Consider the following 24344-nt stretch of genomic DNA (forward strand, 5'->3'; position numbering starts at 1 on the left):
CTATAAAAAGTAAAAATATGAATGCATATAAATCAAATACAACGCAAACAATTGGGCTTTGGTTAGCCATCACGATACTAAGCTGGTTTTTAAATAGCTGCGAAAGTTTTGTCGAGGTGGAATTACCAGCAAATCAACTAACAGGCGAAGCGGTATTCCAGGACGCAGCAACTGCGGATGCGGCGTTAACACATATCTATTCCAAAATGCGCAATGATGTTTTGGTACAAGGAACCTCAACAGGCATTAGTGCATTACTAAGTACCTATGCAGACGAATTGGACTACTACAGCACCAGTGGTTTACCGGCACAAGAATTTTACCAAAATAGTCTAATTCCTTCCAACAATACAGCGTCGTCAATATGGAACGGAACGTACAATCTAATTTATGCAGCCAATGCCATCATAGAAGGAGTTACAGCATCAACAGGAATTAACACCGAAGACAAAGCACGATTACTTGGCGAAGCCTATTTCATAAGAGCGTATTTACATTTCTATTTAGTCAATCTTTTTGGTGAAGTACCTTATGTGAATACCACTGATTATGAAGTAAATAAAAGTATAAGTAAATCAAGCATACCAGTAGTATACAACAACATAAAAAACGATATACAGCTAGCCATCGCGTTACTGCCACTAAATTATTTTGGAACCGAACGCACCAGACCCAATCAAAGTACAGCACAGGCATTATTGGCGAAAACAATGCTATACACGGAGAATTGGTCAGAAGCCAGCAGCTACGCGGCTGAAGTAATTAATGCAACAACAATATACACTTTTGTAGATGATTTGAATACAGTTTTTCTCAACAACAGCACAGGAACCATATGGCAACTTGCTCCACAATTCAGTGGCAACAATACATTAGAAGCCCAAACATTCCAATTTACAAGCGCACCTCCACCAATATTTGCATTGCGTAACGATTTGGTAAACGAATTTGAAGCAGGCGATTCACGAAGAACCAATTGGATTGGAACAGTAACCGACGGAACGCAAAACTACTATTTCCCAAACAAATACAAAGAAAATACAAGCACAAGCGCTTCGGTAGAATATTCAATTCTCTTTAGATTGGAAGAATTATACCTGATTCGTGCCGAAGCAAATGCGCACTTGAACGATTTGGAAAATGCCAAAACAGATCTGAACAAAATTAGAAACAGAGCGGGATTAGCAAATACTACAGCAACTACACAAACAGAGTTATTGACTGCCATAATCGAGGAACGAAGAAAAGAGTTCTTTACCGAATTGGGACACCGTTGGTTCGACCTCAAAAGAACGGGAACAGCAAGTAGCGTTCTGAGCAGCAAAAAAGCAGGATGGGATGCCAAGGACCAACTATGGCCATTACCGGAATCAGAACTACTCCTAAACGGAAATTTAGCACCACAAAACCCAGGATATTAAGACCAACAGTCCAACCAAGTACTAAACCGTTGGTTGGACTTAACTTTAAAAGGAACGAATATGAAATCAGTTAATGTAATTGTAGCGGCTTTTTATGGGATATTAGTGGTAAATCAAACCACCCTACAAGCACAACAAAAGAAATACCTAACACGAGAAAACTATAAAGCATGGAGCGATTTTGGAGCTTCTGACCTAAGTGCCGATGGCAAATGGGTATATTATAATATCCTACATCAAGAAGCAGATACATTATTTTTAGTGGACAAAACAAAAAGCAAAACCCATTCATTTACAGGAGCATACAACGCCTCATTTTCACCAAACAGTAAATGGTTTGGATTTATTAGAAAAGATAGTATGCATCTTGTAAATTTGGTTACAGGCAAACAACATCTTTTAGGTGTAGAGGTTCTCGAATACTCTTTTTCTTTTAATGGTAATTACGCAATTGCTATAGAACAAACTAACGAATCCAAAAGTTTAAAAATTCTAGATTTAAAAACCTTAAAAGCAAAAAGTATAACCAACGTAATAGAATATAAATTCAGTCCAGACAATACCAAAATTGCAATCCATGCAAAGCTAGCCGGTCTAAATAAAGTTAGTGTGTATACACTTAATGCAATAATATCGGAAAAAGTTATAGTTACCGACAGCGATTCAAAGTTCAATGGATTGCAATGGGACGATTCAAGTATTAAACTAGCATTCTTCAAAGAAATGAGGGAACCAGATTTGTCATACAAAAATCATATTGTGTATTGGTGCAACACTGAAGCAGAGAATTCTATTCTTAAAGAGTTACATCCTAAAACCAATGCGACCTTTCCAAAGAACAGCTACATCCCTATTTCAAAATTGTATGTTTCAGCAAAAAGCAATCAAGTCTTTTTCGATTACAAGCAAATTCCGAATGAAAATGCAACATCAAAAAATAAAGAGGCGGTACAAATTTGGCTTTCAGAAGATCAAACAATTCCACCAGCAGATAAAAACGAAGAAGACAACAACGCAACAACATGGATTTCATGGAATACAGACGAACAAAAAGTAGTTATTGTGGAAGAAGAAGAACATAAAAACGCAGTGCTAACCGGTAACGATGACAATGTGTTGCTATACAATTTTAAGGAACTAACTCCATTTTACAAATACGGTGGAGAGTACATTGCAATCTACATTAAAAACCTAAAAACTGGAGTTAAAACACTACTGTCATCGAAACAAACAAGAATTGAAAATCAAGTTGTAGTGTCTCCTGCAGGGAAATATATTGCCTACTTTAAAGACAACAATTGGTGGACGTACAATATTAAATTACAAGAACACAAATGCATAACAATCGGAATGCCTTTAGCGGTGCACCGATTGGATTACGATCGACCAAATCTAATTCCACCGTATGGAAGTCCAGGATGGACAAAAAATGACGAAAACATGATTATGTACGACCAATTTGACATTTGGCTAATGAAACCCGATGGCACCTCCAGAAAAAGAATCACAAACGGAAAACCAACAGGTACAATATATAGAGTGCACGAAAACAGATTAAAACCAGCACCTAGGTACACCTTTTTCGGATTTCAAACGCAAGTAATCGATTTCAATAAAATGGTTTTACTAAAGACGCAAAGCAGTACAACATTAGGCGAAGGAGTTGCTACGTACCATAACGGAATTATAAAACAGCTGTTCAAAAAAGAAAGTAGAGTACACGTACTAGCAAAAACAAAAAGCGAAAGCGAGTTCCTATTTCTCGAAAGTAATTTCACTTTACCACCCAGACTATTCAGTGTAAATTCTCACGGAATTGAAACCGAAATAAAACAATCCAACCCACAACAAAAGGAATTTTATTGGGGCAATTCAAAATTGATAACTTATAAAAATAAAGACGGCAAAGAGCTAAGAGGAGCATTATTCTATCCGGCAAATTATGACGCAACCAAAAAATACCCCATGTTGGTGTGCATTTATGAAAAGAAAGCACAAGAAGTGTTGGAGTATAACAATCCTTCTAGCTATTCCGATCACGGATTTAACAATACAAATTATACTTCCGAAGGGTATTTTGTATTATATCCAGACATTGCGTATGGCATAAACACAACCGGCGACGATGCAACTGATTGTGTAATAGCAGCCGTAGAGGAAGCAGTAAAAACAGCGACTATCAATAAAAATGCAATCGCACTAATCGGCCATTCCTTTGGTGGATTTGAAACAGCATACATTATGGGACATTCCAACATATTCAAAACCGCAATAATCGGCGCACCAATGATCGATTTAGTAAGTGCCTACTTAACTACCGACGGACACGGAATGTCAAACATGTGGCGGTTCGAATTTGACCAATTCAGAATGCTAGCAACCTTTGACAATGAAATATTTGATATAAATTCGCCTTTAAAAAGTGCCGAGAACATCAATGCACCAGTTTTGATCTGGACAGGAACAGACGACAAGCAACTCGACTGGAAACACAGCATGAAACTACAAAGTGCACTATGGAGACTAGGTAAAAAAAGTACACTACTAGTCTATCCAAACGAAGGTCACATAATAACCCAAAAACACAACCAATTCGATCTAATGCTAAAGTGTAAAGAATGGTTAGATTTTTATTTAAAGGACCAACACAAACAAGACTGGATGGGAAAACAATAAGAAAGGTGTCCATAATGGACACCTTTCAATTTTAAAAATTACAACGCTTTGTAAAGCACCTTAGCACAAGTAGCATCGTTAGGATTAACTTTGCCATAAGCCTGCTTGGTTTGTCCTTGATGAAACATAGTACAAACGGGACCGACTTCGGTTCTACACGAAACTTCAATTTGACAGGGCGATGGAGAATCAATCCATCCGGTTTGCAAAGCAACTGGCTTCGCTGAGGAAGCTTGTGATGCAAATGCACCAGTAATAGCAAGTAATACAACCGCTATTGGAAAACGAAATTTTTTCATAATAATGGAATTAATAGTGATGATCTACTCTATTTACAGGTTTTCGATCGTATCCCTGACACTGCAGTATAATTTTAAATAGTATTTTTCATTTCCTCCTAAAATAACGCGACTTTAAAGTACACGTAATCAAATAATTTTTAGTTAAACCAAACAACCGATTTCCGTAAATCTTGAAACTCTTAACTTCCTCATTATTGTAATGATAAAGATAAAAGCTGAATTCATAAGTGTGTTGCTCTAAATCATACACATCAATAATACTAGCCTGAGTAAGCATCACTTCCGATTCATATTGACCCAACCGATCAGATTTGACAAAAAGATATTTACCAGTAGTAGTGGCATACTTTTGAATCATAGAGGGTTGCTTAGCAAACTTCTTTTCTGAAGTAGATTTCAAATAAGCAAATTCCATCGGAACCTGACTAACAGTATCGATAGTGTTCCCATTATAAACTTTCGAAAAATCAGTTGAAGCAACAACAAAAGAATTTCTATAATAGTAAACATAAACAACTTTCTCTAAAGCTTCATTGTAGAGCAGCATGCCATCAGTATCAAATATTCCATCGATTTTCTTTTGCAAGACATGAGGATATAATCTCGCTTGTAATCTATTAGATTTTTTTAGAATTCCTAAAACGTGCTCGCCATTTTTACCACTATTTCCTCTAATTACAAAGTCATTATTGTCAAGTAGCTCAAGTAAAGAAAATCTTGTTCCTCCTTTAAGCAAAGTACTAGCGTTCCAAAAACCGGTTGTTCCTTTATATACAATCGGCACGCTGCCATCAGAAAGATAAAAAACGGAATCTCGTACACTGACTTTGACAGAAGAAAAAGTATAATTTTTAAAATCAAGTAGTTCAATTTGAACAGAGGCCTGTTTGACAAAAGAGGTATCAACAGCGAGCAAGTGCAACGGCGCAGTACTATTGCCTAAATAGATTTTGTCTTTTGAAAATCCAGCAATATAATATGAATTGTAATGTATCGGAATTCCTTTTAAAGAAGTGATGGGATGATGTGGATAGCGTCTCAGAAAACTATTATTTCTATGAATCTCTTCTTCAGAATGTAAAAATAAAGCAACAACAAGTAGCGAACTAAAAAAACCAATCACGAAAATACTAAGGAAAAGCTTAAGATAGGTTAGAGTTCCACGATTCTGAATCACAATACCGAGTAAAGCTAATACTACAAAACTGATATTGAAAACTAAATGTTCAGTCCAACTCATTTCGGATAAAATACCACCACAAGAACACGGTATAAAAGAACTGTAATTTAAAATAATGACAATATAAACCGAAAAAAGCACCATCATTCCAAAAGCACAAAAAAGTCCAATAAAGCGATACTTCGGTACAATTAAAAATAGTGCAATAAGAAGTTCAAGAAGAGGAATGCTATAAACTACGATGTGGGCATACGGACTCAACAAGGGCGATTGACCCAGCTGAACCTGAAAATTTTCAAAATCCAACAGCTTACTCACAGGCGCATAAACAAACAATAAAATATACAGTAAACAAATAACCTCTAATAAAATAGGTTGTAATCGAGCAGGAATTCGCATAACCTTATAATTTAAATTTCATGAAGTAAAATTCTGAAATTCAAAACAATAACACTTGTCTTTTTGGGAGCAAAAAGTATCTAAAACGGACTAATTGCAAAATCACGCACCAGCGTTAAGGGAAAAATCATGTTCCGTTCGATGCACTTCATACGGAGAGCAACCAAAATGTTTCTTAAAGGATTTCGAAAAATTGGGATAGTTATTAAATCCATTCATTACAGAAATACTTTTTAAAGGTAGTGCCGTATGCTGAATCATATAGTGAGCGCGATTCAAACGCTCCTCATTGTAAAACTGATAAATACTAGTTTTAAAAAAATGGCGAAAACCTTCCTTTAACTTATGTTCATTAGTGCCAAATACACGTGAAAGTTCTTTCAACGAAGGAAGTGGTTCATCAAGATGCGCCAAAATATAATCGTACAGTTTCTGAATTAAAAGGGCATCCGACTTTCGTGTTTTACTGTGCTTTTCCGAACCAACGGTTCCAGCCATGGGAGTATAATAGTTCTTACGAACCGGTGTCAAAAGACTGACAATGATTTCCGAACGATTAATTAACCTACCTATACTGCAAGATACAGAAACCAATAATTTCTCTTGCGTAGTAAAATCAAGCGGCAAGCTAGTAGGCAATGAAACGCCACCTTCTAAAACGGTACGCAAGAGTTCCAAGGATTTTGAGGTAACAATTGAACAAAAGGGTTTACCAAGTAATGCGGCTTCTGAATACCCCAAAAAAGAAGTAACCTCAGGAGTGAAACTCTGAATAACAAAAGTCTCATTGAGAATAAAAGTCGTTTGTGTAACAAATTCTTGAGAACTATGCGTATTTACATAACCATCATGAAAAATAGCTTCTTTCATTTCCTCAGCAACCATATTAATCAAAACAACAAGTGTCTCCAATTCATCATCATACGAACTCAAAGGAATTCGACTAGTAAAATTGCCACGCGCCATCTCAAACAACATCTGATGCATCGTAACAATCCGTTCCTGATTATGTGGTTTATCCATACTAATTATTGCGCTATCAAATCGCGATTCTCTATTTTTCTATTCTCTATTTTTCTATTCTTTATATTCTATTTTCTTAATTCTTAATTCTTAATTCTTAATTCTTAATATCCACTTCCTGCTAACTGCCTTCTGCAATCTACCTTCTGCAATCTGCAATCTGTAATCTGTAATCTGCAATCTACAATCTGCAATCTACAATCTGCAATCTACAATCTGCCTTCTGCAATCTGCAATCTACAATCTGCAATCTACAATCTGCCTTCTACCATCTGCAATCTGCAATCTGCTTAAATCAACTAAACAAAACTCCTCAAATAAACCAAAGCATCACGCTCACTAGTAAAAATCTGCGTCGGCACCACAGGCTTACTAATTTGTAAATAAAACGTACTAATAGTAAACAAAACTTTTTCGTGAACAACAAGTCCCACAGCGTCAGCTAAAATAGAACCCGAATGCGCTAGATAATCTCGTGCCGCCTTATCTGCGGTAACTAGTCCACGGACATCACACAAAATAGGATAAGATTTTTCATTTTGAAAACGAATACGATCAGTGACCACGTGTTGTGCCACTTGAAGATCAATGGATAAATCAGGCTTATAATTAAAAAAGAGAATACCATCAGCAATCCAAAATTGGGCATAGTCATTCTCATAAAAATCATGGGCTGCAATCATGTTTTAGGAGTTTAGGGGTAGTAATTTAACAAAAATAGAAACATTTGTCCATACAAAGGTTGTTAATTTGGGAATATTTGTTGCCATTTGAAGTAGTTGTTGTCAATTCGGGAATTTGACTTGTCTTATTGGGAGAATTCAGTAGTAGTATGAAAATACTTTCAAATTTTATACTGAATTTTAAATTCCCAAATAAAAAAAACCTCTAAAAAAATCGAACTTATGGCTAAAATCAAACACAACAACTTCATCGATACCGTAGATGAAGTGTTATCTGGAGCAAAAAACGAAGGCGTTTTACACCTGTATGCAGAAGATAAAAAACTAACAGGCAGAACAATCCAAATTAAAGGAAAAGAAATGTTCCATTTCGGAACCACAGGCTATCTCGGATTAGAACAAGACGAGCGACTTAAAGAAGCAGCGATTCAAGCCATTCGCGATTACGGCACACAATTCCCACTCTCCAAATCATACATTGCACATCCACTCTACCACGAATTAGAGACTAAAATCGAACAAATGTATGGCATTCCTCCTATCATAACCAAGAACAGCACACTAGGGCACTTAGCCGTAATTCCAACATTAATTCGAGATGAAGATGCCGTAATCATGGACCATCAAGTCCACTGGAGCGTTCAGAACGCCTGTCAGCTTTTAAAACTTCGAGGAATTCCGGTAGAAATGATTAGACATAGTAATGTAAATATGCTAGAAGATAAAATCAAACAGCTCAGTAGTAAATGCAACAAAATATGGTACATGGCAGATGGTGTATATTCCATGTTTGGCGATTACGCACCAATTCCAGAATTATTGGCTTTAGCGGAGAAATACAAACAGCTGTACCTCTACTTCGACGACGTGCACGGTATGAGTTGGAAAGGAAGAAACGGAACAGGGTTCATCTTTGACGCCATAAATGAGCTTCCTGAAAACTGCGTCGTAGTAAGTACGTTAAGCAAAACTTTCGGTGCCAGTGGAGCAACGGTGTTTTGCAAAAATCAAAAACTAAGAGATAAAATTAAAAACTTTGGTGGACCGCTAACCTTTTCGGCACAATTAGAACCAGCCTCTGTAGCAGCAGCAATTGCATCAGCAAACATACACCTATCGTCTGAAATAGAAGTAAAACAAAAAGACTTAGCAAATAAAATTGCCTATTTCAATCAATTACTATCAAGCGGAAATTTACCCATAATTTCAAAAAATGAATCGCCTGTTTTCTTTCTTGGAATGGGAACACCAATAACAGCATACAACTTTTCACACAGGCTTTTCAACGAGGGCTTTTTTCTAAATCTTGGAATTTATCCAGCAGTTCCAATCAAGAATACCGGCATCAGAATCACATTATCAAGCCACAACCAAAAAGAAGATATCAAAGCGTTGGCAGAAGCACTAGAATACCATTTTCCAAAAGCACTGGAAGAAACCAACAACAGTGACAGTAAAATTAAACAGGCTTTTGGATTAGAATTCAAAAAAGAAGAATGCGTTGAAAAAATTCAAAATCAAAACCTTTTGATGGAAGAAAAAACCACCATCCAAGAAATAGATAAATCAGAATGGAACAAATTCATGGGAAAACAAAACATATTCGATTATGAAGGAATGGTATATCTGGAAAAAACATTCAGCAAACATAAAGAGATATCCAACCAATGCGATTTTTACTACTACACCATCAAAGACAATAACGGAGAAGCAATACTAATGACTTTTTTCACGTACGGACTATGGAAAGACGACATGCTGGCAACAGAATCCGTTTCCTTACAAGTAGAAGAAGTCAGAAAGTCAGATCCGTTATACCTAACTTCAAAAGTGCTGAGTATGGGTTGTCTATTCACAGAAGGTAGTCATTTCTTTATCAATCAAGAACATCCTTCAGCAGAAAAAGCTTGGAAATTGCTCTTAGATAACATAGAAGAAAAATACAATGTTCTAAACGCGGACATGTTAGTTTTAAGAGATTTCGAAGAAGACAACATGTGGAGCAAAACAATACAAGACCAAGGATATTTCAAAATCAACATGCCAGAATCTTGTGTAGTACAAAACCAAACATGGAATACAAACGAAGAGTTTGCAAAGGCTTTATCGCCTAGATCGCGCAAACATTTCAACAAAGAAATTCTTCCCTATGAGAGCAGTTACGAAGTCATAATTAAAGATAGACTAAGTGAAACAGAAATAGCAAGAGCATACCAATTATACAACAAGGTAAAAGACAACAATTACGCAATAAATACATTCAGATACACCATCGAGATTTTTGAAAACATGAACGATAGTCCAAACTGGGAATTCATTTTAGTCGCTTTAAAAACCGATACCGAAAACCCATTTACAGGAGTCATGTTTTGCTACAAAAATGATAAAACCGTTTACGTACCGGAATTAATCGGTATGGATTACAAATGGGCAAAAGAATTCCACTTGTACCGACAGTTACTATTTCAAACCATAAAAAGAGCCAACGCACTAAACATTCCAAAAGTAGATTTCGGAGTATCTGCATCGTTTGAAAAAAGAAAATTAGGAGCCACAGCAATTCCCAAAGTGGCCTACATTCAAGCCAGAGACAATTATGCAATGGAAGTCATGAATACCTTACAAAACGACTACAAATCCATCAAAAAATAATCGAGGCCTACTGATAACTAATACTTTAAACGATGTTAAAAAAGACCATAGATACATTTAATAGTAGGTGCAACGAAATTCTCGAAGCAAACGAAACAACGCTCAGCAAAGCAGGAAGTGGAATAATTCTTTGTAACAAAACGTTGACAGAGTTGAAAGACCTCGTCGATAAAAAGGACTTCAATACCATTCCAGAGGAGATTGATTTTTTTAAAAATAGCAAACCAATACCAATGAGCTTACTGATTTACTTTACCGAAGTACGCTCCTGCGAACTAAGAATGCCGAAAGCAGGAAACTCCTATAAAGTGCAATTCTTGCAAAAAGAATTACGCAAAATCAACAAGTTTTTTTACAAAAACGCCGATTTCGTGCATTACATGGAACAAGGGTACAACTACCTCGACCACCAATTCTTTACCAGAAACCACCGAGACAATTTCCCTTTTACACCGATGACCGATTACTACCAATTTCCCGAATTCACAACATCACAAGACATGCTGTGGGCAAAAGTCAAAGCCATGTACCGTTTCATACATTACATCCGACAAGAACTCAAAAAACTAAAAGTAAACGATTCCGATATTTTCGACGAAAAGAAACACAAAGTCTTAGTGTGGACCGGTCCCAAAACAGCACTAACCGAATTGATTTATGCGCTATTCTCAAATGGCGCAATAAATCATGGTGCAGCTGACATCAACATGATTACTTCCTCCTTCGAAGATTTCTTCAACATCAAGCTCGACAACATCTATAAAACCTACACCGAAATAAAAGCACGAAAAAGCAGTAAAACAAAATTCCTAGAAGAACTAACGCTTAACCTACAACAAAAAATGTTGCGAGAAGATATTTAATTCCAAAACAAGCAATTCATCTCAACCGTCAATGCGATACTACCATAACTTCGAGTGTTTTCAATCCATAACGCGCCAGCTTTATGGATTGAAAATGACCCGAGGCTTTTGCCGAACTGAGCGCAGCTAATCGAGAACTTTAAATACCAATACGTAACTACGAAACCCACCAGCACTAAAACCTCATCTGAATTCAAACCTTCTAAACGTCAATAAACTACTACCGTCATTTCACCGCTACCGTCACTTCGAGTGTTTTCAATCAATAACGCGCCAGCTTTATTAATTGAAAATAACCCGAGGCTTTTCCCGAATTGAGCGCAGCTAATCGAGAACTTTAAATACCAATAAGTAACTACGAAACCCACCAGCACTAAAACCTCATCTGAATTCAAACCTTCTAAACGTCAATAAACTACTACCGTCATTTCACCGCTACCGTCACTTCGAGTGTTTTCAATCAATAACGCGCCAGCTTTATGGATTGAAAATAACCCGAGGCTTTTGCCGAACTGAGCGCAGCTAATCGAGAACCTTAAATACGAAAACGTGACTACCAAAACCATCTCTTAACTAATACCGCCACTTCACCAATACCGTCACTTCGAGTGTTTTCGATCAATAACGCGCCAGCTTTATTGATTAAAAATATATCGAGAACTTTAAATACGTAAACGTGACTGGCAAAACCATCTATTAACTAGTACCGTCATTTCACAGGTACCGTCACTTCGAGTGTTTTCAGTCCATAACACGCCAGCTTTATGGATTGAAAATAACCCGAGGCTTTTCCCGAACAGAGCGCGGCTAATCGAGAACTTTAAATACCAATAAGTAACTACGAAACCCACCAGCACTAAAACCTAATCTGAATTCAAACCTTCTAAACGTCAATTAACTACTACCGTCATTTCACCGCTACCGTCACTTCGAGTGTTTTCAATCAATAACGCGCCAGCTTTATTAATTGAAAAATTATCGAGAACTTTAAATACGTAAACGTGACTACCAAAACCATCTCTTAACTAATACCGCCACTTCACTAATACCGTCACTTCGAGTGTTTTTGATTAGTAATGCGAAAGCTTTACTAATTAAAAATGACCCGAGCTTTTGCCGAACAGAGCGCAGCTAATCGAGAACTTAAAACACAAATACGTAACTACGAAACCGACCAGCAGTAAAACCTCATTAAAATCGAGATTTTACTGTTTTTTTTTAGTCATAATTAAAATTATAATCAACATTAACCATCATTTTTAAACTACAAATAAATCGCATCGTTTACTACTACCCTTTTCCCTAATAAAATCAACTCCTACAAAAATAGTACTGTTAAATTTTCACGGTACTACGATAGCCATTGGGATAAAAACCAACAAAGGATAAGGAAATTTGTCAAACAAAAACAATTTAACGCAATCCAAAATAAACACCATGACAGTAGCAATAGTAACAAAAGAAGACCTTCAAGAGTTCAAAACAGACCTCCTCAATGATATTAAAAAACTACTTCATTCAGGGGAAACTACATCGAACAAAAAATGGCTAAAATCCAAAGAAGTTATTCAACTTTTAAAAATCTCACCTGGAACGTTACAAACATTAAGAAGCAACGGAAACCTAACCTACACCAAAATAGGTGGCACTTTCTACTATGAAAACGGAGACATTGATAAACTGCTAAAAACTAACAAAGTCGCAGCAATACCAACACTTTTCAAGTGACCTGTTAGTAGTAGTGTCATACTGAGCTTGTCGAAGTATCTCCTGCATAGGAGGCAAACCGATGAACAAAGTATAATCAAAAAAAACACTTTCAACTAATCACTATTTACTAATCACTAATCACTAGTAAAATGAACTACATCAAACACCTAACAGGTTTCTTCGAAAAAGTAGCCACAGATAAAACACTCAATCCAACGCACATAAGTTTATACATTGCCCTATTCCAATTTTGGAATTGCAACCGCTTCAAAAATCCAATCAGCATTTCACGCGATGAAATAATGCAAATAAGCAAAATAAGTTCGAAAGCGACCTATCACAAATGCCTCAAGAACCTTCATGCGTTGGGATACATAAAATACGAGCCATCGTTCAATCCATTCAGAGGAAGTCATGTATACTTATTCAATTTCGCAATCGATTTAATACCGATACCAGAAAACGAAAAAACAACAAGACCTAAAAATGAACCAATTAGTAGACTAGCCACAGAACAAGTAGCAGACAAGTCGTATACTACTAAGGAAACACGTACTGAACAAGCACTAGTATCTTATATAAACAATACAAACAAACCAAACAATTCAAACAATTTAAACGGTGTAAACGTGGGCAAGCAAGCAAAAAAAATTGAAGAAGATATATTCATTTTAAAAAAATTAGAAAAATTAGAAAAAGAAATGCCGGACGCAGAATTGGATAAAAGAACCGAATCATATTCTCCGGCATTCGCCGACTACAATGCGGAGCACACAAAAACAAGTCGGCAAAAAAGTTCCAAAAAAAAAGAAAAAGACATAACGAACGATTGTGTCATACCGAGCGCAGTCGAGGTATCTCATTTGAAAAATGAAAAACCAACAATCGAAAATGTCAAATCCTATTTCAAAGAAAACAACTTCCCAGAACTGGAAGCCCAAAAATTCTTTAATTATTTTTCCAGTGTAGGTTGGTTGGTTGGAGGAAAAACACCAATGGTAAATTGGCAAGCTGCTGCGCAAAACTGGATCCTAAACAGTATAAATTTCAATCAAAATACCGACACAAATCCACCAAACCGGTCAAAACAACTAAACGCAACAACCGAAAAAAACTATGCAGAACCATTGTAATAAGTGATTTGTCATACCGTGTGCAGTTGAAGTGCTTTATATTTAAAAAATCCGAGAAAATCCGAGAAATTCATTTCATCCGCGCGCCAAAATTCACTCCACCGAAAACTATGAAAAGCTATCCAAAGCGAAGCGCCTACACAACCAACTAAAATCTATGTTTCTATGTATGTAAAAAATCCGCGCAAATCCGAGAAATCCATTTCATCCGCGTGCCAAAATTCGCTCCACCGAAAACTATGAAAAGCTATCCAAAGCGAAGCGCATAGAAAAAAAAACTAAAATCTATGTTTCTATGTGTTTAAAAAATCCGCTAAAATCACCTAAATCAGTTTCATCCGCGTTCCATTTCTCGCGTCGACGAACAAAAAATCATCCAAATGAATGAAAATTTAAAATCAAACTACAGCTACCCTGAAATAACCAACTGGATAGAAAAAAAAGGCACCGAGCTATACGGCAATCAGTTCAAAATCCTTGAAACCGATTACCCAATAATCCACAAGCTAAGTGCCTATTTTCTAAAAGACGAACCAACATGTATCAAATACGGAATAAATCTCAATAAGGGCATAGTATTAACCGGACCAATTGGCTGTGGCAAAACCTCACTAATGAACATCATGAAATACCTCACTCCTACCAATCACAAATTTTACGTAAAACCATGCCGAGACGTCAGCTTCGAATTCATTCAAGACGGTTATCAAATCATACACAGATACAGCAAAGGAAAACTGTATGAAGCAGAACCAAAAACGATTTGCTTCGACGATTTAGGAACGGAAAACAACCTAAAATACTTCGGTAACGAATGCAATGTAATGGCAGAAATACTGCTGAGTCGGTACGATATTTTTACAACAAAAAAAATCCATACACACCTCACCACCAACTTATCCGCCACCGAAATTGAAACCCAGTACGGTAATCGGGTGCGCTCTCGATTAAGAGAATTATGCAATTTAATAGCTTTCGACAATACAACGAAAGACAAACGCAAATAAAGTACAGAATCACAAACACCCAAAAAGAGATAATAAAACGTTGTGAACTTTGTGCCTTCTTCGCGCACTTAGTGGTTAAAAAAAAAACAATATGAAAACAATAAACAACTTCTAGAACCACTTCCAACAAAACAACACCAAACAAGAGATAATAACACGTTGTGAACTTTGTGCCTTCTTCGCGCTCTTTGTGGTTAAAAAAAATGAAAACAATAACCAACTTCTAGAACCACTTCCAACAAAACAACACCGAACAAGAAATAATAACACCTTGTGAACTTTATGCCTTCTTCGCGCTCTTAGTGGTTAAAAAAAAACAATATGAAAACAATAACCAACTTCTGGAACTACTTCCAACAAAACAACTTCGTTTTCCTACTGCTAAACGAAATCGAACAGGACGAACTAAGAAGCCAGTTCAACAAACTTAAAAAAATGCTGCACCAATACAACGCAAACCTTGACATTGTGATCAAGTACAAAAATACTTGCGCCGACTTAATCATTACAGCCAATGGAAACCCATACCTTTTCAAAGAAGTAGAGTTATTAGTGCATCATGCACCCAAAATAGAACGCTGGAATATCAAAGCTTTCCTCCAACCCGAGACCAACCTAACAAAATTTATAGAAGGAACAGATAAACCACTCAACTATTGCGGCATCAACTTGAGAATAAGTGACATGTACTTCATCCCAATTAAAAATCCAAACAAACCAACAGTAGTAGGAATCAAAGTCCTGTTAAAAAATTACATCGTTCATAAAGAAAATCCCAATATTAGAGATGCCGTATACATCCTCATCGAACACCTAGTAGGCGAAAAGATATTCGCAAATGCAATTGAATTTATAGAAATTGGACAGTTAGAAGGGGAACAAAAAAACGGTTGTGCAATATATGGTCTGATGGGTTATATAAACAAACTAGGAAACAATACTAATGTATAGCATCAGAATAATGCAAAAAAAACATGCGGTTAATGATGTGAAACGCGACAAAGTAGGAATAAAGTCAAGGGTTATGAAAATGACAATCCAACCATAAATTAAATCCGAACCTTCCTAGGATTCCTTTCAGCATAAGCCTCCGATATTCTAGAGATTTGGGAATACGAATGCAACATTGGGCGCACCGACCGCAAGTCTGATATTTCAACCGACAACTTAACTTCTTTGATGATTGAAATGCGTCAAGAGTTAATAGAAGTAAAAGCTAAAAGCATTACCTAAACTTTTTGAAATCCAATAATATTGGGTTGGTAATTCGGAAACGCAAAATCTAAAGGGGAATTTTTAGAATCCAACCAAGCTTGTTCATCAGTGTTTTGTATAACAATAGGCATTCTTTGATCACCTGCAGCTTCTTTTCGATTATGAATATACTGCATCATTTGGTTAGCTTCAGTAGTTACAATACTAAAGGTATTCCAAATTTGACCATCCTTATCCTGCCAACTGTTATAAAGGCCTGCTAGAAAAAACACTTCATCTATTTGAGAATTGATTTGATACTTGGTTTTTGATTTTCCCAACGGATCGTTCCAATGCCAATCATAATAAGCAGTGACTAAAACCAAACAACGCTTGTTTATAGAGGGTGAAAAAGACGGCTTTGCTTCAAGTGTTTCAACCCTAGCATTAAGCGTACTTTTTCTAAAGTCTTTATTGCTATTGGTAGGAAGCAATCCCCAAGTAAAATTGGTGGTTATAAGATTAGGTGTGCTATCTAGGAGGATTGGTAAATTAGGATGGCTAAAACCATTTATAAAATCCGAGGTAAGAATAGGTTCATGATCATCAATACCCCGACCCAAATAATCGGTTAATTCACCAGCTTTTTTCCCTTGTTGGACATAATAGCACATTCTTTTTTTTAGTAAAAATAATGAAAATTAAAAAACTAAAAACTTTTTTCATAACTACTAAATTCATTTTCAAATTATTTATAAGTCTAAATCCAACATGTAGAGGAAAAACTTAATGGGTAGCGGTTGTATTGCATAAAATCAAGATAGTGTAACAAGTTAAAATACAAATAAAACTTTGCAAAAATTTAAATTATAACCAGTTTCAAGAAAGAAATGCCATACAATATATTTGAAATTGGAAAGAACATTAATTTTAAAGTTTTGACTATATTTGTAAAGGCGAACTCTATAGTCGCAAACCCTTCATAAAGCCGTCAAATGGTTACACTAATTGTACAGAAAATTATAGAATGAAACTAGAATTATATCAAATTGATGCTTTTACGGATACTATTTTTGGAGGAAATCCTGCTTGTGTTGTACCATTAAATAATTGGTTACCAAACGATATTCTTTTAAAAATCGCAAAAGAGAATGCAGTTGCTGAAACCGCATTTTTTGTTGATAAAAGCGAAAAAATACACCTACGTTGGTTTACTCCCGAAATTGAAATGGACTTGTGTGGACACGCAACACTTGCTACGGCGCATTGTTTAAAAACAATTCTCAATTACAAGAAAAATAAAATAATTTTTGAAACCTTAAGCGGAGACATAACAGTTACAGCAGAAAATGATTTCTATCACTTGGACTTACCATCTAGGATGCCGATTGAAAGTAGTTTACCTGAAAACATTGCAAAATCAGTAAACATACAACCAAAAAAAGTTTTAAAATCACGAGATTATGTATTGTTGTATGATTCAGAGGAAGATATAAAAAACATAGTGATCAACCGCCAATTCTTTGACCAAATAAACCTTGAAACAGGTGGAGTAATAGTTACTGCTGAAGGAATAAATTGCGATTTTGTTTCTCGATTTTTTACACCGCAAGCTTCTATTTTAGAAGATCCAGTTACAGGTTCTGCACATTGTTCATTAATCCCATTTTGGGCAACTCGTCTAAATAAAAATGAACTTAAAGCATTACAAATCTCAGAACGAATTGGAAAACTAAATTGTATAAATAAAGAGAATCGCGTAATAATTAGCGGACAAGCTAGAACATATTCAATTGGAAATTTTTGGATAGAATAATAACAACCATTTTAAATTTATGCAATCAATTATTGGGCTACACCTTATTATTTAGATTCAGTAGAAAATAGGCTGATAGCCACAATTATACCTTTCAAAGAGAATTTGTAGGTTTGCTAAGCTAAGTGTTTGCTGCAACAACTGAATGAAAGACGCCAAACTTTAAACAACCTAAAGATTACATAAACTTTCACAAATACAATAGTTGGGCGTAATTTTAACGACACCTCATTACAATCAGACAATTTATGAGTGACAAACAATTTAAAGAACGAAAAGTTGACATAATGAAAAAACTATCTTTTATTGCGACCATACTTACCGCACTTTTTGTAACTATCAATTCCGGTGCACAAACCTTTTCTGATAGTACAAAGACTGTTCAAAAAAAGTATCAAGCTAAGGCACCGCCGACACAAACCTTTGGCAAGAAGGCATTCGGCAAATCGAAAAAGACAACACTCCGGTGGTTAGGTATGGCGGGCTTTTTAATTAATAGTCGTGGTACAACTTTTATGGTTGACCCTCTACTTGAAGGCTTCGATATGCCACTTTTAATTGACTTCCCCATTTCAGCTAAGGACGTCCCACATTTAGATGCAGTTTTCATAACTCATGCCGACAACGATCATTTTAGTGTTCCGACAAATGTAGCAATGTCAAAAGTTACGGATGTTTACCACTCGACAGTTTATGTTGACTCATTGATGAAAAACTTAAACCTCAAATCAGTTGGACACAACATTGGTGAGAACTTCAAAGTGAAAAACATTTCTATAAAATTGACACCTGCTGATCATGCCTATCAGAATGCTTATCCAGGCATGAGTAAACGTTGGTTTAAAAATGAAGATGCTTGTGGCTTCTGGTTTGACACACCAGACGGTACTATTTGGGCGACAGGTGATTCCAGACTAATACCCGAACACCTTACAATGACAGCACCTGATGCTATTTTATTTGACTTTTCAGATAGTGAGTGGCACTTTACTTTTGAAGGAGCAGTAAAAATTGCAAACGCATATCCTAATGCATTGCTTCTACTTTGTCATTGGGGTTCGGTAGATTCACCAGACTTTGCCCCATTTAATGGAGATCCCAAAAAACTTTACGATGTAGTTGTTAATCCTGAACGAATCAAAGTTTTAGCACCCGGAGAGCCTTTTGTTCTTAAACGCTCAAAAAAGTAGTTTATTTTCAAAATCCAAAATTTCAATTAGCATGAATATCTGTTAGCTTTGCTAATATTCACATTTAACAATGTTTATGTACAAACAAAAGACACGATAATTCGTCTATCAGAAATTGAGACCGATTCAAACTATCTCAAAGAAAATAAGTATATAGGCTGGCCGACAATGGCTGAAATATTTCGTAAAATGCACAAATGACGAAGAAGAAAAACTACGCCCAACACACTCTACAAGCAATTTGGGTATTTGGCTTAATTTGAAGTTGGTTTTGTATATGGAAGATTTGGCAAATCCGAAGAATGGGCTTAATTTAGTCCCAAACTGCGTGTAGCGCGGGGACGTTATAGGCTATTTTCGAGCAACAGAAACGAGATAAAATAATTAAATGAAGAAATATCTAAATTTACTATTTGTAAGTTCAATTTTTTATACAATTATAAGATTTATATTAAAAATAATAAGTTTTAATAATTTAGAAACCGAACAATATTTTTATTACCATCATTCAGATAGATATTCTTGGTACATTTTTTTTATTATTTTTCCTTTAGTCTTAAGTATTAGTATTTCAGCTAAACTTGTAAATAAAAATTATTTACTGAAAATTGGTAAATTATATTTTCCTCTTTTATTAATTTTAACATTGACTGGAATCATAATAAATAATAATTATTGGGGATATTTTTTTAAAAGACAAGCCATTTTTGAAGAATTAAATAAAACTGAAGAAATTCTTTCAATTACAAGTTTTGAAAAAAAAATCAATGATAAAACATATAGAATTAATTCAGATTCTACAAAATTTGAAAACGTTGAACGAATTTCAGATACTTATTATGCAAATAATGAAAGACCAATAAGAGCTATAGTAACCAATGGAAAATCTCATGGAAATATTGACCAATGGAAAAATATTTTAAAATCTAAAAAAGCAAAATTAAACCAAACAGAAGTAAACTCAATCTTTTCTTTAATTGAAAAATCAAAGTTTTTAGATGTTCCAAAAAGTTCTTATGAAATCTATGGTAATCAATATAATGGTTCGGTAATTGAATTTGTAACTATTAATAAAAATAATTCAAGTTTTTCAATTCATACGATATTAAATGAAACTAGAAAACCAACTATAAAATATTTTAGGAAATATTTGTTTGTAACATTAAAAAGTGGAGAAATTGAAAACGATCATTATCCTGTTTATGAATTTTTAATTTTGAAAAATAAAATAATAAAAAAACAAAAATATTATTATGACATTGCTGGTATTGAGGGAATGGAATATTCTAATTTTTCTGCAATTTTAGAATTCACTTTACTATTAATAATTTCAATTCTATATAGTTTTGTAAATATAATTATGAGAAAAATAAAAAAATAAAAACAGCCTACAACACAGGTTTTACGCTAGGCTTGGGTTTTATTTGGAAAGCTTAATGAATATCTTTTTTCTTTTTCATCACGTTTTATTTTCATAACTTTTCGGTATATTTGCTTACGGCTGTGATAAAAGCAGCAACTGTCGCAAAGCGGCATTACGTTAAATAACGTAAATGTTACATAAACTTTCGCAAATACATTAGTTGTGCGTCATTTTGACGGAACGAAATAATAAATAAATAATAATATCAATAAATAATAATTATGAATAGAAAAAAATTTGCTTACATAATAATTTTAGCGAGTTTAATTTTACTGATTTTGAACATAACTGAATTGGACTTTGAAAACTTAAAAAACAACCATTATTCCGGAATTGCTTCAAATTTATTATTAATAGTAGCAATGATTTTTACATTACGTGAAATTAAAAAAAACGAAAATAAATGAAATTTTAAAAACTATATTTAAAAATACTTATTTAAATTTTCTTTGGTTTTTTTAGTTTTTATAAAGTTAAAAACTAAAAAAACCAATTATGTAATTATTTTGTCCTATAAATGGAACATCAAAAAATAAGTTTTTTTATAATATTTTTTTTAAAATTAAATGCAAATTGTACTCAAAGAAAAAACCGTCGCACAACAGCCGTTTCACGAAATTGCGGGGTTTGGGATTTATCAGAATTGGTAATTTTTGAAACTAAATTTTGTCTATATTTGTAAACTAAAGTGTTGAAAATCCGCAACTTCGTGAAGCGGCAACACGTTAGTGGCAAGCTTACCTCAGAATCAAACACAAAACATGAAATGACGATAGAAAATATAATAGAAATTTGTGTCGCGATTGATATTGCAATTTTTGGTATTGCTTATCCTATAATCGTTGACAAAATATCAAACATTGGTGAAAAGTATAATTCTGAATATATATCAGTTTTATTCAATAATGATTTTCCTCAAAAGGCATTAAAAAAGAAATTTTTCCGTAGACAATTTGGAATTTCTATTTTTAAATTGACACTATTTATAACTATATTAACGTTTCCTTTTTTAATATTCAATTTTGAGCCACTTTTTGGCTGGGATAACATAATGATAAATAATTCCGCAAAATTATTAGTTTTCTTGAGTAGTGTATTTTTAACCGTTTTCTTTTTTATTTGGCTAGACAAAGTGTCGTTATATAATGGAAAATCTACTTCTCTTTTAAAATATATTATTGCAAAATATAATGAATTAGACGACAATTCAGAAATTAAAGCATACTATTTAAAATCTATAAATGAATTAACTTTTTATGCAATTGATAAACAAGATGAGCATTTACAAGAAACCTTGCTTGAGTTTTATTATCAAGAATTTTCAAAAATCAGAAAGAATCACGATAAATCAAAGCCGTTAATATATCCCATAGATTTATACTTCTTAGTTAATAATTTAAATTCAGAACTTATAAATAGCGAAAACAGAAAATTATTAGCAATTGAACATAGAGCAGTTAGTGGAATTTGGCTTTTAGGAGAAGATTTTGAAAACATTCCAATTTCAGAGGAAACTTATAGTTGGCTATGGAGAAATCTATACACAATTTGTGATAATGACAAGTTTGTTAAAATGTATTGGGCTAACGCAAATCAATATCTAGACTTTCGTTTACAATACATTCCAGCCGATTACAATTTTGAAGAGAGAAGAATAGTTAATGAGGCAGAAATAAAGAAAAGAGATGAAGAAAGAGAAACTTTTTTGGAATTTCATTATGCCTTAGGCGGTTTAATTTTATATAGAAAAAAATATGAAACATTAAAATATCTGTTTGAGTATTCTCAATCATTACCTCCAAAATATGTTTTATTACCAGAATCAATGACAACTATTTTTAAATGGTTTGAAAATTTCAGGAATGAATTCAAAAATCGTAAAACACCAATTGATTTAAAATATTATTTCCCAGAACTAGATAATTTAGGAAACAGAAGACAAGTTAACTATTGGATTTGCTCATACATATCAGTTTTGTTTATTAGACAATATTCTTTAAATACATATTATACGTTTCAAGACTTTATTTCTTTACCAAATTTACCAGAAGATATAATTGAATTAAATAATTGGCTTGATACTGTGTCTTTTTTCGAAAAATGCTTGAATGATACATTACAAAATGAAGAATTAATTAAAAGTCTTAATTTTGAAAAAATAGTTATAGAAAACAAAACTAATTTTGAAAAATTTATCCAAGATTTAAAGGAATCTATTACTACTAAAATTGGAAAACAAAAATTAGAAGCAGCTCTATCTGAAGAAAAAATTAAAGCCTTTGAAGAAAATACAAATAGGATTATTATTAATGCATTTTCAAAATACAACTCCATTTACAACGCAGAACAGCATAAAGAAATTGATGATAGATTAAAATTAACAGTTAATGGCGGTTTTACATTAATGACCAAGTCTGCATTTACTGATGGTGATATTCAACATATGTTTTATGATACCGTATTTGCTGAGCAAATTGCTAAGTACAATATTCAAAGATTTATACCAAATTCCTTTTTGATTTCAAAAACAAAAAGATACTTATTAAATAAAGATAACATAATTAATGGTCTTGAAAAATTAATTGGTGATAATCAAAATGTCATTATTATTGGAGTGAATATCCGCTATGATTTAAATGAAATCTTAACTAAATCAAAATTTGCTAATATTTTAGTTAAAATTCCTTCATATGAGTCACATGTCGAAGATGTATTATTCGTATTAAATAAAATAGATTTACCATATATTGAGCATAAAGAAATTCAGGAAAAAGAAATTGAAAGGTTTAAACTTAATAAAATAAACGAAGAATTAAATTTATATTCTTCTATTATTGATTTGAATACTCCAGAAAACAAAGAATTAAAAGATGAATGGAAATTAGATGAAGAAAATAATAATCTTGATTTAAAAGTTCAAGTTTCGATTGTATTTTTAGCAATAATTTATTGGAAAAAACAAAGAGATATTATCCAAATAAATTTTGCTTCTCAATATAAAGAACAAGGTATACAAAACGAACTAAGCGAAATAGAAATTTTAAGAAATGATACAAAACAAAAAGCCAGCCACTAACACAGGTTTTACGCTATTGCTAGGCATGGGATTTATCAGAATTGGTAATTGTTGAATCAAAGTTTTGTCTATATTTGTAATTATCAGTGAATGAAGTACGCAACTTCTTGTAGCTGCAAAACGTTAGCAGCAAGCAGTAGAAAATCGTGAGTAAGAAAAACCACTTTTAAATTTTAACAAAAGGAAATAGAAATGAGACTTACTAAAAATGACTTTTTATTTTATTTAAGTTTAATATTTGCATTTTGGTTTTTGTGGACTGGAATGGTTTGGACATATAACGCCGCGCTTTTTATTGCATATCCAATTGGAATAATTAGCTTGATTATGTGGACAATAATTAGAAACGAAAACACAAAGCGAACCAAATTTATACCAATTATTTTGTCAATTGGATTAATTCTTTCCTTATCAGTTTTAATATACTTACTAATATGGGATTAACTGCCAGCCGCTAACAACGGTTTGCATCAATTGATTACTATGATATTTCCAAAATAAAAATGATATTTTTTATTTTATTTTTTTGATAATAATTCAAAGTTTTATTCCATTAAGACAATAGATTTCTTGAGGTAATTATTGTTTTACCTCTA

General features: G+C 33.9%; 17 protein-coding genes. 12 read left to right on the top strand and 5 right to left on the bottom strand.

Annotated elements, in window-relative coordinates; all coding sequences use genetic code 11:
- Positions 1 to 17: 17 nt before the first annotated feature.
- Both ACZ098_RS12490 and ACZ098_RS12495 read left to right on the top strand, forming a co-directional pair.
- Positions 18 to 1421 carry a RagB/SusD family nutrient uptake outer membrane protein gene (locus ACZ098_RS12490; protein WP_487312082.1) on the top strand — a complete coding sequence of 468 codons (1404 nt, stop codon included), beginning with the start codon at positions 18 to 20 and terminating at the stop codon, positions 1419 to 1421.
- Between the two features lie 60 nt (positions 1422 to 1481).
- Positions 1482 to 4097 (top strand): S9 family peptidase, encoded by a 2616-nt coding sequence (locus ACZ098_RS12495; RefSeq protein WP_487312083.1) that lies wholly within the window; start codon positions 1482 to 1484, stop codon positions 4095 to 4097.
- A 38-nt stretch (positions 4098 to 4135) separates the two neighbouring features.
- On the opposite strand, the gene ACZ098_RS12500 is transcribed toward ACZ098_RS12495, so the two are convergent.
- The 4 genes from ACZ098_RS12500 to ACZ098_RS12515 all read right to left on the bottom strand — a co-directional run bounded on the left by ACZ098_RS12500 (position 4136) and on the right by ACZ098_RS12515 (position 7684).
- Positions 4136 to 4396, bottom strand: coding sequence for a DUF6520 family protein (locus ACZ098_RS12500; protein ID WP_487312084.1), 261 nt, complete (start codon positions 4394 to 4396; stop codon positions 4136 to 4138).
- Between the two features lie 88 nt (positions 4397 to 4484).
- Entirely contained in the window at positions 4485 to 5978 is a 1494-nt protein-coding gene (locus tag ACZ098_RS12505) for a MauE/DoxX family redox-associated membrane protein (RefSeq protein ID WP_487312085.1), read from the bottom strand.
- A gap of 102 nt (positions 5979 to 6080) precedes the next feature.
- Positions 6081 to 7001, bottom strand: coding sequence for a helix-turn-helix transcriptional regulator (locus ACZ098_RS12510; protein WP_487312086.1), 921 nt, complete (start codon positions 6999 to 7001; stop codon positions 6081 to 6083).
- A 299-nt stretch (positions 7002 to 7300) separates the two neighbouring features.
- Positions 7301 to 7684, bottom strand: a complete 384-nt coding sequence (locus tag ACZ098_RS12515) for a DUF7793 family protein (protein WP_487312087.1) — start codon at positions 7682 to 7684, stop codon at positions 7301 to 7303.
- 222 nt (positions 7685 to 7906) lie between these two features.
- On the opposite strand from ACZ098_RS12515, the gene ACZ098_RS12520 reads away from it, so the two are divergent.
- From ACZ098_RS12520 to ACZ098_RS12545, 6 genes are all read left to right on the top strand, one after another.
- Entirely contained in the window at positions 7907 to 10336 is a 2430-nt protein-coding gene (locus tag ACZ098_RS12520; protein ID WP_487312088.1) for an aminotransferase class I/II-fold pyridoxal phosphate-dependent enzyme, read from the top strand.
- A gap of 32 nt (positions 10337 to 10368) precedes the next feature.
- Positions 10369 to 11199 carry an RteC domain-containing protein gene (locus ACZ098_RS12525; protein ID WP_487312089.1) on the top strand — a complete coding sequence of 277 codons (831 nt, stop codon included), beginning with the start codon at positions 10369 to 10371 and terminating at the stop codon, positions 11197 to 11199.
- A 1437-nt stretch (positions 11200 to 12636) separates the two neighbouring features.
- Positions 12637 to 12927, top strand: a complete 291-nt coding sequence (locus ACZ098_RS12530; protein WP_487312090.1) for a helix-turn-helix domain-containing protein — start codon at positions 12637 to 12639, stop codon at positions 12925 to 12927.
- Between the two features lie 131 nt (positions 12928 to 13058).
- On the top strand, positions 13059 to 14042 hold the full coding sequence (locus ACZ098_RS12535; protein WP_487312091.1) for a transcriptional regulator: 984 nt from the start codon (positions 13059 to 13061) through the stop codon (positions 14040 to 14042).
- A gap of 380 nt (positions 14043 to 14422) precedes the next feature.
- Positions 14423 to 15049, top strand: coding sequence for an AAA family ATPase (locus ACZ098_RS12540; RefSeq protein WP_487312092.1), 627 nt, complete (start codon positions 14423 to 14425; stop codon positions 15047 to 15049).
- A 321-nt stretch (positions 15050 to 15370) separates the two neighbouring features.
- Entirely contained in the window at positions 15371 to 16000 is a 630-nt protein-coding gene (locus ACZ098_RS12545; RefSeq protein ID WP_487312093.1) for a hypothetical protein, read from the top strand.
- Between the two features lie 278 nt (positions 16001 to 16278).
- On the opposite strand, the gene ACZ098_RS12550 is transcribed toward ACZ098_RS12545, so the two are convergent.
- The gene (locus ACZ098_RS12550) at positions 16279 to 16917 is read right to left on the bottom strand and encodes an SOS response-associated peptidase (protein ID WP_487312094.1); all 639 of its coding nucleotides are present in this window, start codon (positions 16915 to 16917) and stop codon (positions 16279 to 16281) included.
- 353 nt (positions 16918 to 17270) lie between these two features.
- Here ACZ098_RS12550 and ACZ098_RS12555 point away from each other — a divergent pair, with 353 nt between their 5' ends.
- The 4 genes from ACZ098_RS12555 to ACZ098_RS12570 all read left to right on the top strand — a co-directional run bounded on the left by ACZ098_RS12555 (position 17271) and on the right by ACZ098_RS12570 (position 23748).
- Positions 17271 to 18059, top strand: a complete 789-nt coding sequence (locus ACZ098_RS12555; protein ID WP_487312095.1) for a PhzF family phenazine biosynthesis protein — start codon at positions 17271 to 17273, stop codon at positions 18057 to 18059.
- 248 nt (positions 18060 to 18307) lie between these two features.
- A complete protein-coding gene (locus ACZ098_RS12560) occupies positions 18308 to 19249 on the top strand; it encodes an MBL fold metallo-hydrolase (protein ID WP_487312096.1) in 942 nt (313 codons plus the stop codon).
- A gap of 388 nt (positions 19250 to 19637) precedes the next feature.
- Positions 19638 to 20630 (top strand): hypothetical protein, encoded by a 993-nt coding sequence (locus ACZ098_RS12565; protein WP_487312097.1) that lies wholly within the window; start codon positions 19638 to 19640, stop codon positions 20628 to 20630.
- Between the two features lie 808 nt (positions 20631 to 21438).
- Positions 21439 to 23748 carry a hypothetical protein gene (locus ACZ098_RS12570; RefSeq protein WP_487312098.1) on the top strand — a complete coding sequence of 770 codons (2310 nt, stop codon included), beginning with the start codon at positions 21439 to 21441 and terminating at the stop codon, positions 23746 to 23748.
- The last annotated feature ends 596 nt before the right edge of the window (positions 23749 to 24344 follow it).

This window comes from Flavobacterium sp. SP2, assembly GCF_057626655.1.

Bases quoted from the DNA above. Each gene is read 5' to 3' on its own strand.
- ACZ098_RS12490 (WP_487312082.1), top strand. From the start codon at position 18: ATGAATGCATATAAATCAAATACAACGCAAACAATTGGGCTTTGGTTA.
- ACZ098_RS12495 (WP_487312083.1), top strand. From the start codon at position 1,482: ATGAAATCAGTTAATGTAATTGTAGCGGCTTTTTATGGGATATTAGTG.
- ACZ098_RS12500 (WP_487312084.1), bottom strand. From the start codon at position 4,396: ATGAAAAAATTTCGTTTTCCAATAGCGGTTGTATTACTTGCTATTACT.
- ACZ098_RS12505 (WP_487312085.1), bottom strand. From the start codon at position 5,978: ATGCGAATTCCTGCTCGATTACAACCTATTTTATTAGAGGTTATTTGT.
- ACZ098_RS12510 (WP_487312086.1), bottom strand. From the start codon at position 7,001: ATGGATAAACCACATAATCAGGAACGGATTGTTACGATGCATCAGATG.
- ACZ098_RS12515 (WP_487312087.1), bottom strand. From the start codon at position 7,684: ATGATTGCAGCCCATGATTTTTATGAGAATGACTATGCCCAATTTTGG.
- ACZ098_RS12520 (WP_487312088.1), top strand. From the start codon at position 7,907: ATGGCTAAAATCAAACACAACAACTTCATCGATACCGTAGATGAAGTG.
- ACZ098_RS12525 (WP_487312089.1), top strand. From the start codon at position 10,369: ATGTTAAAAAAGACCATAGATACATTTAATAGTAGGTGCAACGAAATT.
- ACZ098_RS12530 (WP_487312090.1), top strand. From the start codon at position 12,637: ATGACAGTAGCAATAGTAACAAAAGAAGACCTTCAAGAGTTCAAAACA.
- ACZ098_RS12535 (WP_487312091.1), top strand. From the start codon at position 13,059: ATGAACTACATCAAACACCTAACAGGTTTCTTCGAAAAAGTAGCCACA.
- ACZ098_RS12540 (WP_487312092.1), top strand. From the start codon at position 14,423: ATGAATGAAAATTTAAAATCAAACTACAGCTACCCTGAAATAACCAAC.
- ACZ098_RS12545 (WP_487312093.1), top strand. From the start codon at position 15,371: ATGAAAACAATAACCAACTTCTGGAACTACTTCCAACAAAACAACTTC.
- ACZ098_RS12550 (WP_487312094.1), bottom strand. From the start codon at position 16,917: ATGTGCTATTATGTCCAACAAGGGAAAAAAGCTGGTGAATTAACCGAT.
- ACZ098_RS12555 (WP_487312095.1), top strand. From the start codon at position 17,271: ATGAAACTAGAATTATATCAAATTGATGCTTTTACGGATACTATTTTT.
- ACZ098_RS12560 (WP_487312096.1), top strand. From the start codon at position 18,308: ATGAGTGACAAACAATTTAAAGAACGAAAAGTTGACATAATGAAAAAA.
- ACZ098_RS12565 (WP_487312097.1), top strand. From the start codon at position 19,638: ATGAAGAAATATCTAAATTTACTATTTGTAAGTTCAATTTTTTATACA.
- ACZ098_RS12570 (WP_487312098.1), top strand. From the start codon at position 21,439: ATGACGATAGAAAATATAATAGAAATTTGTGTCGCGATTGATATTGCA.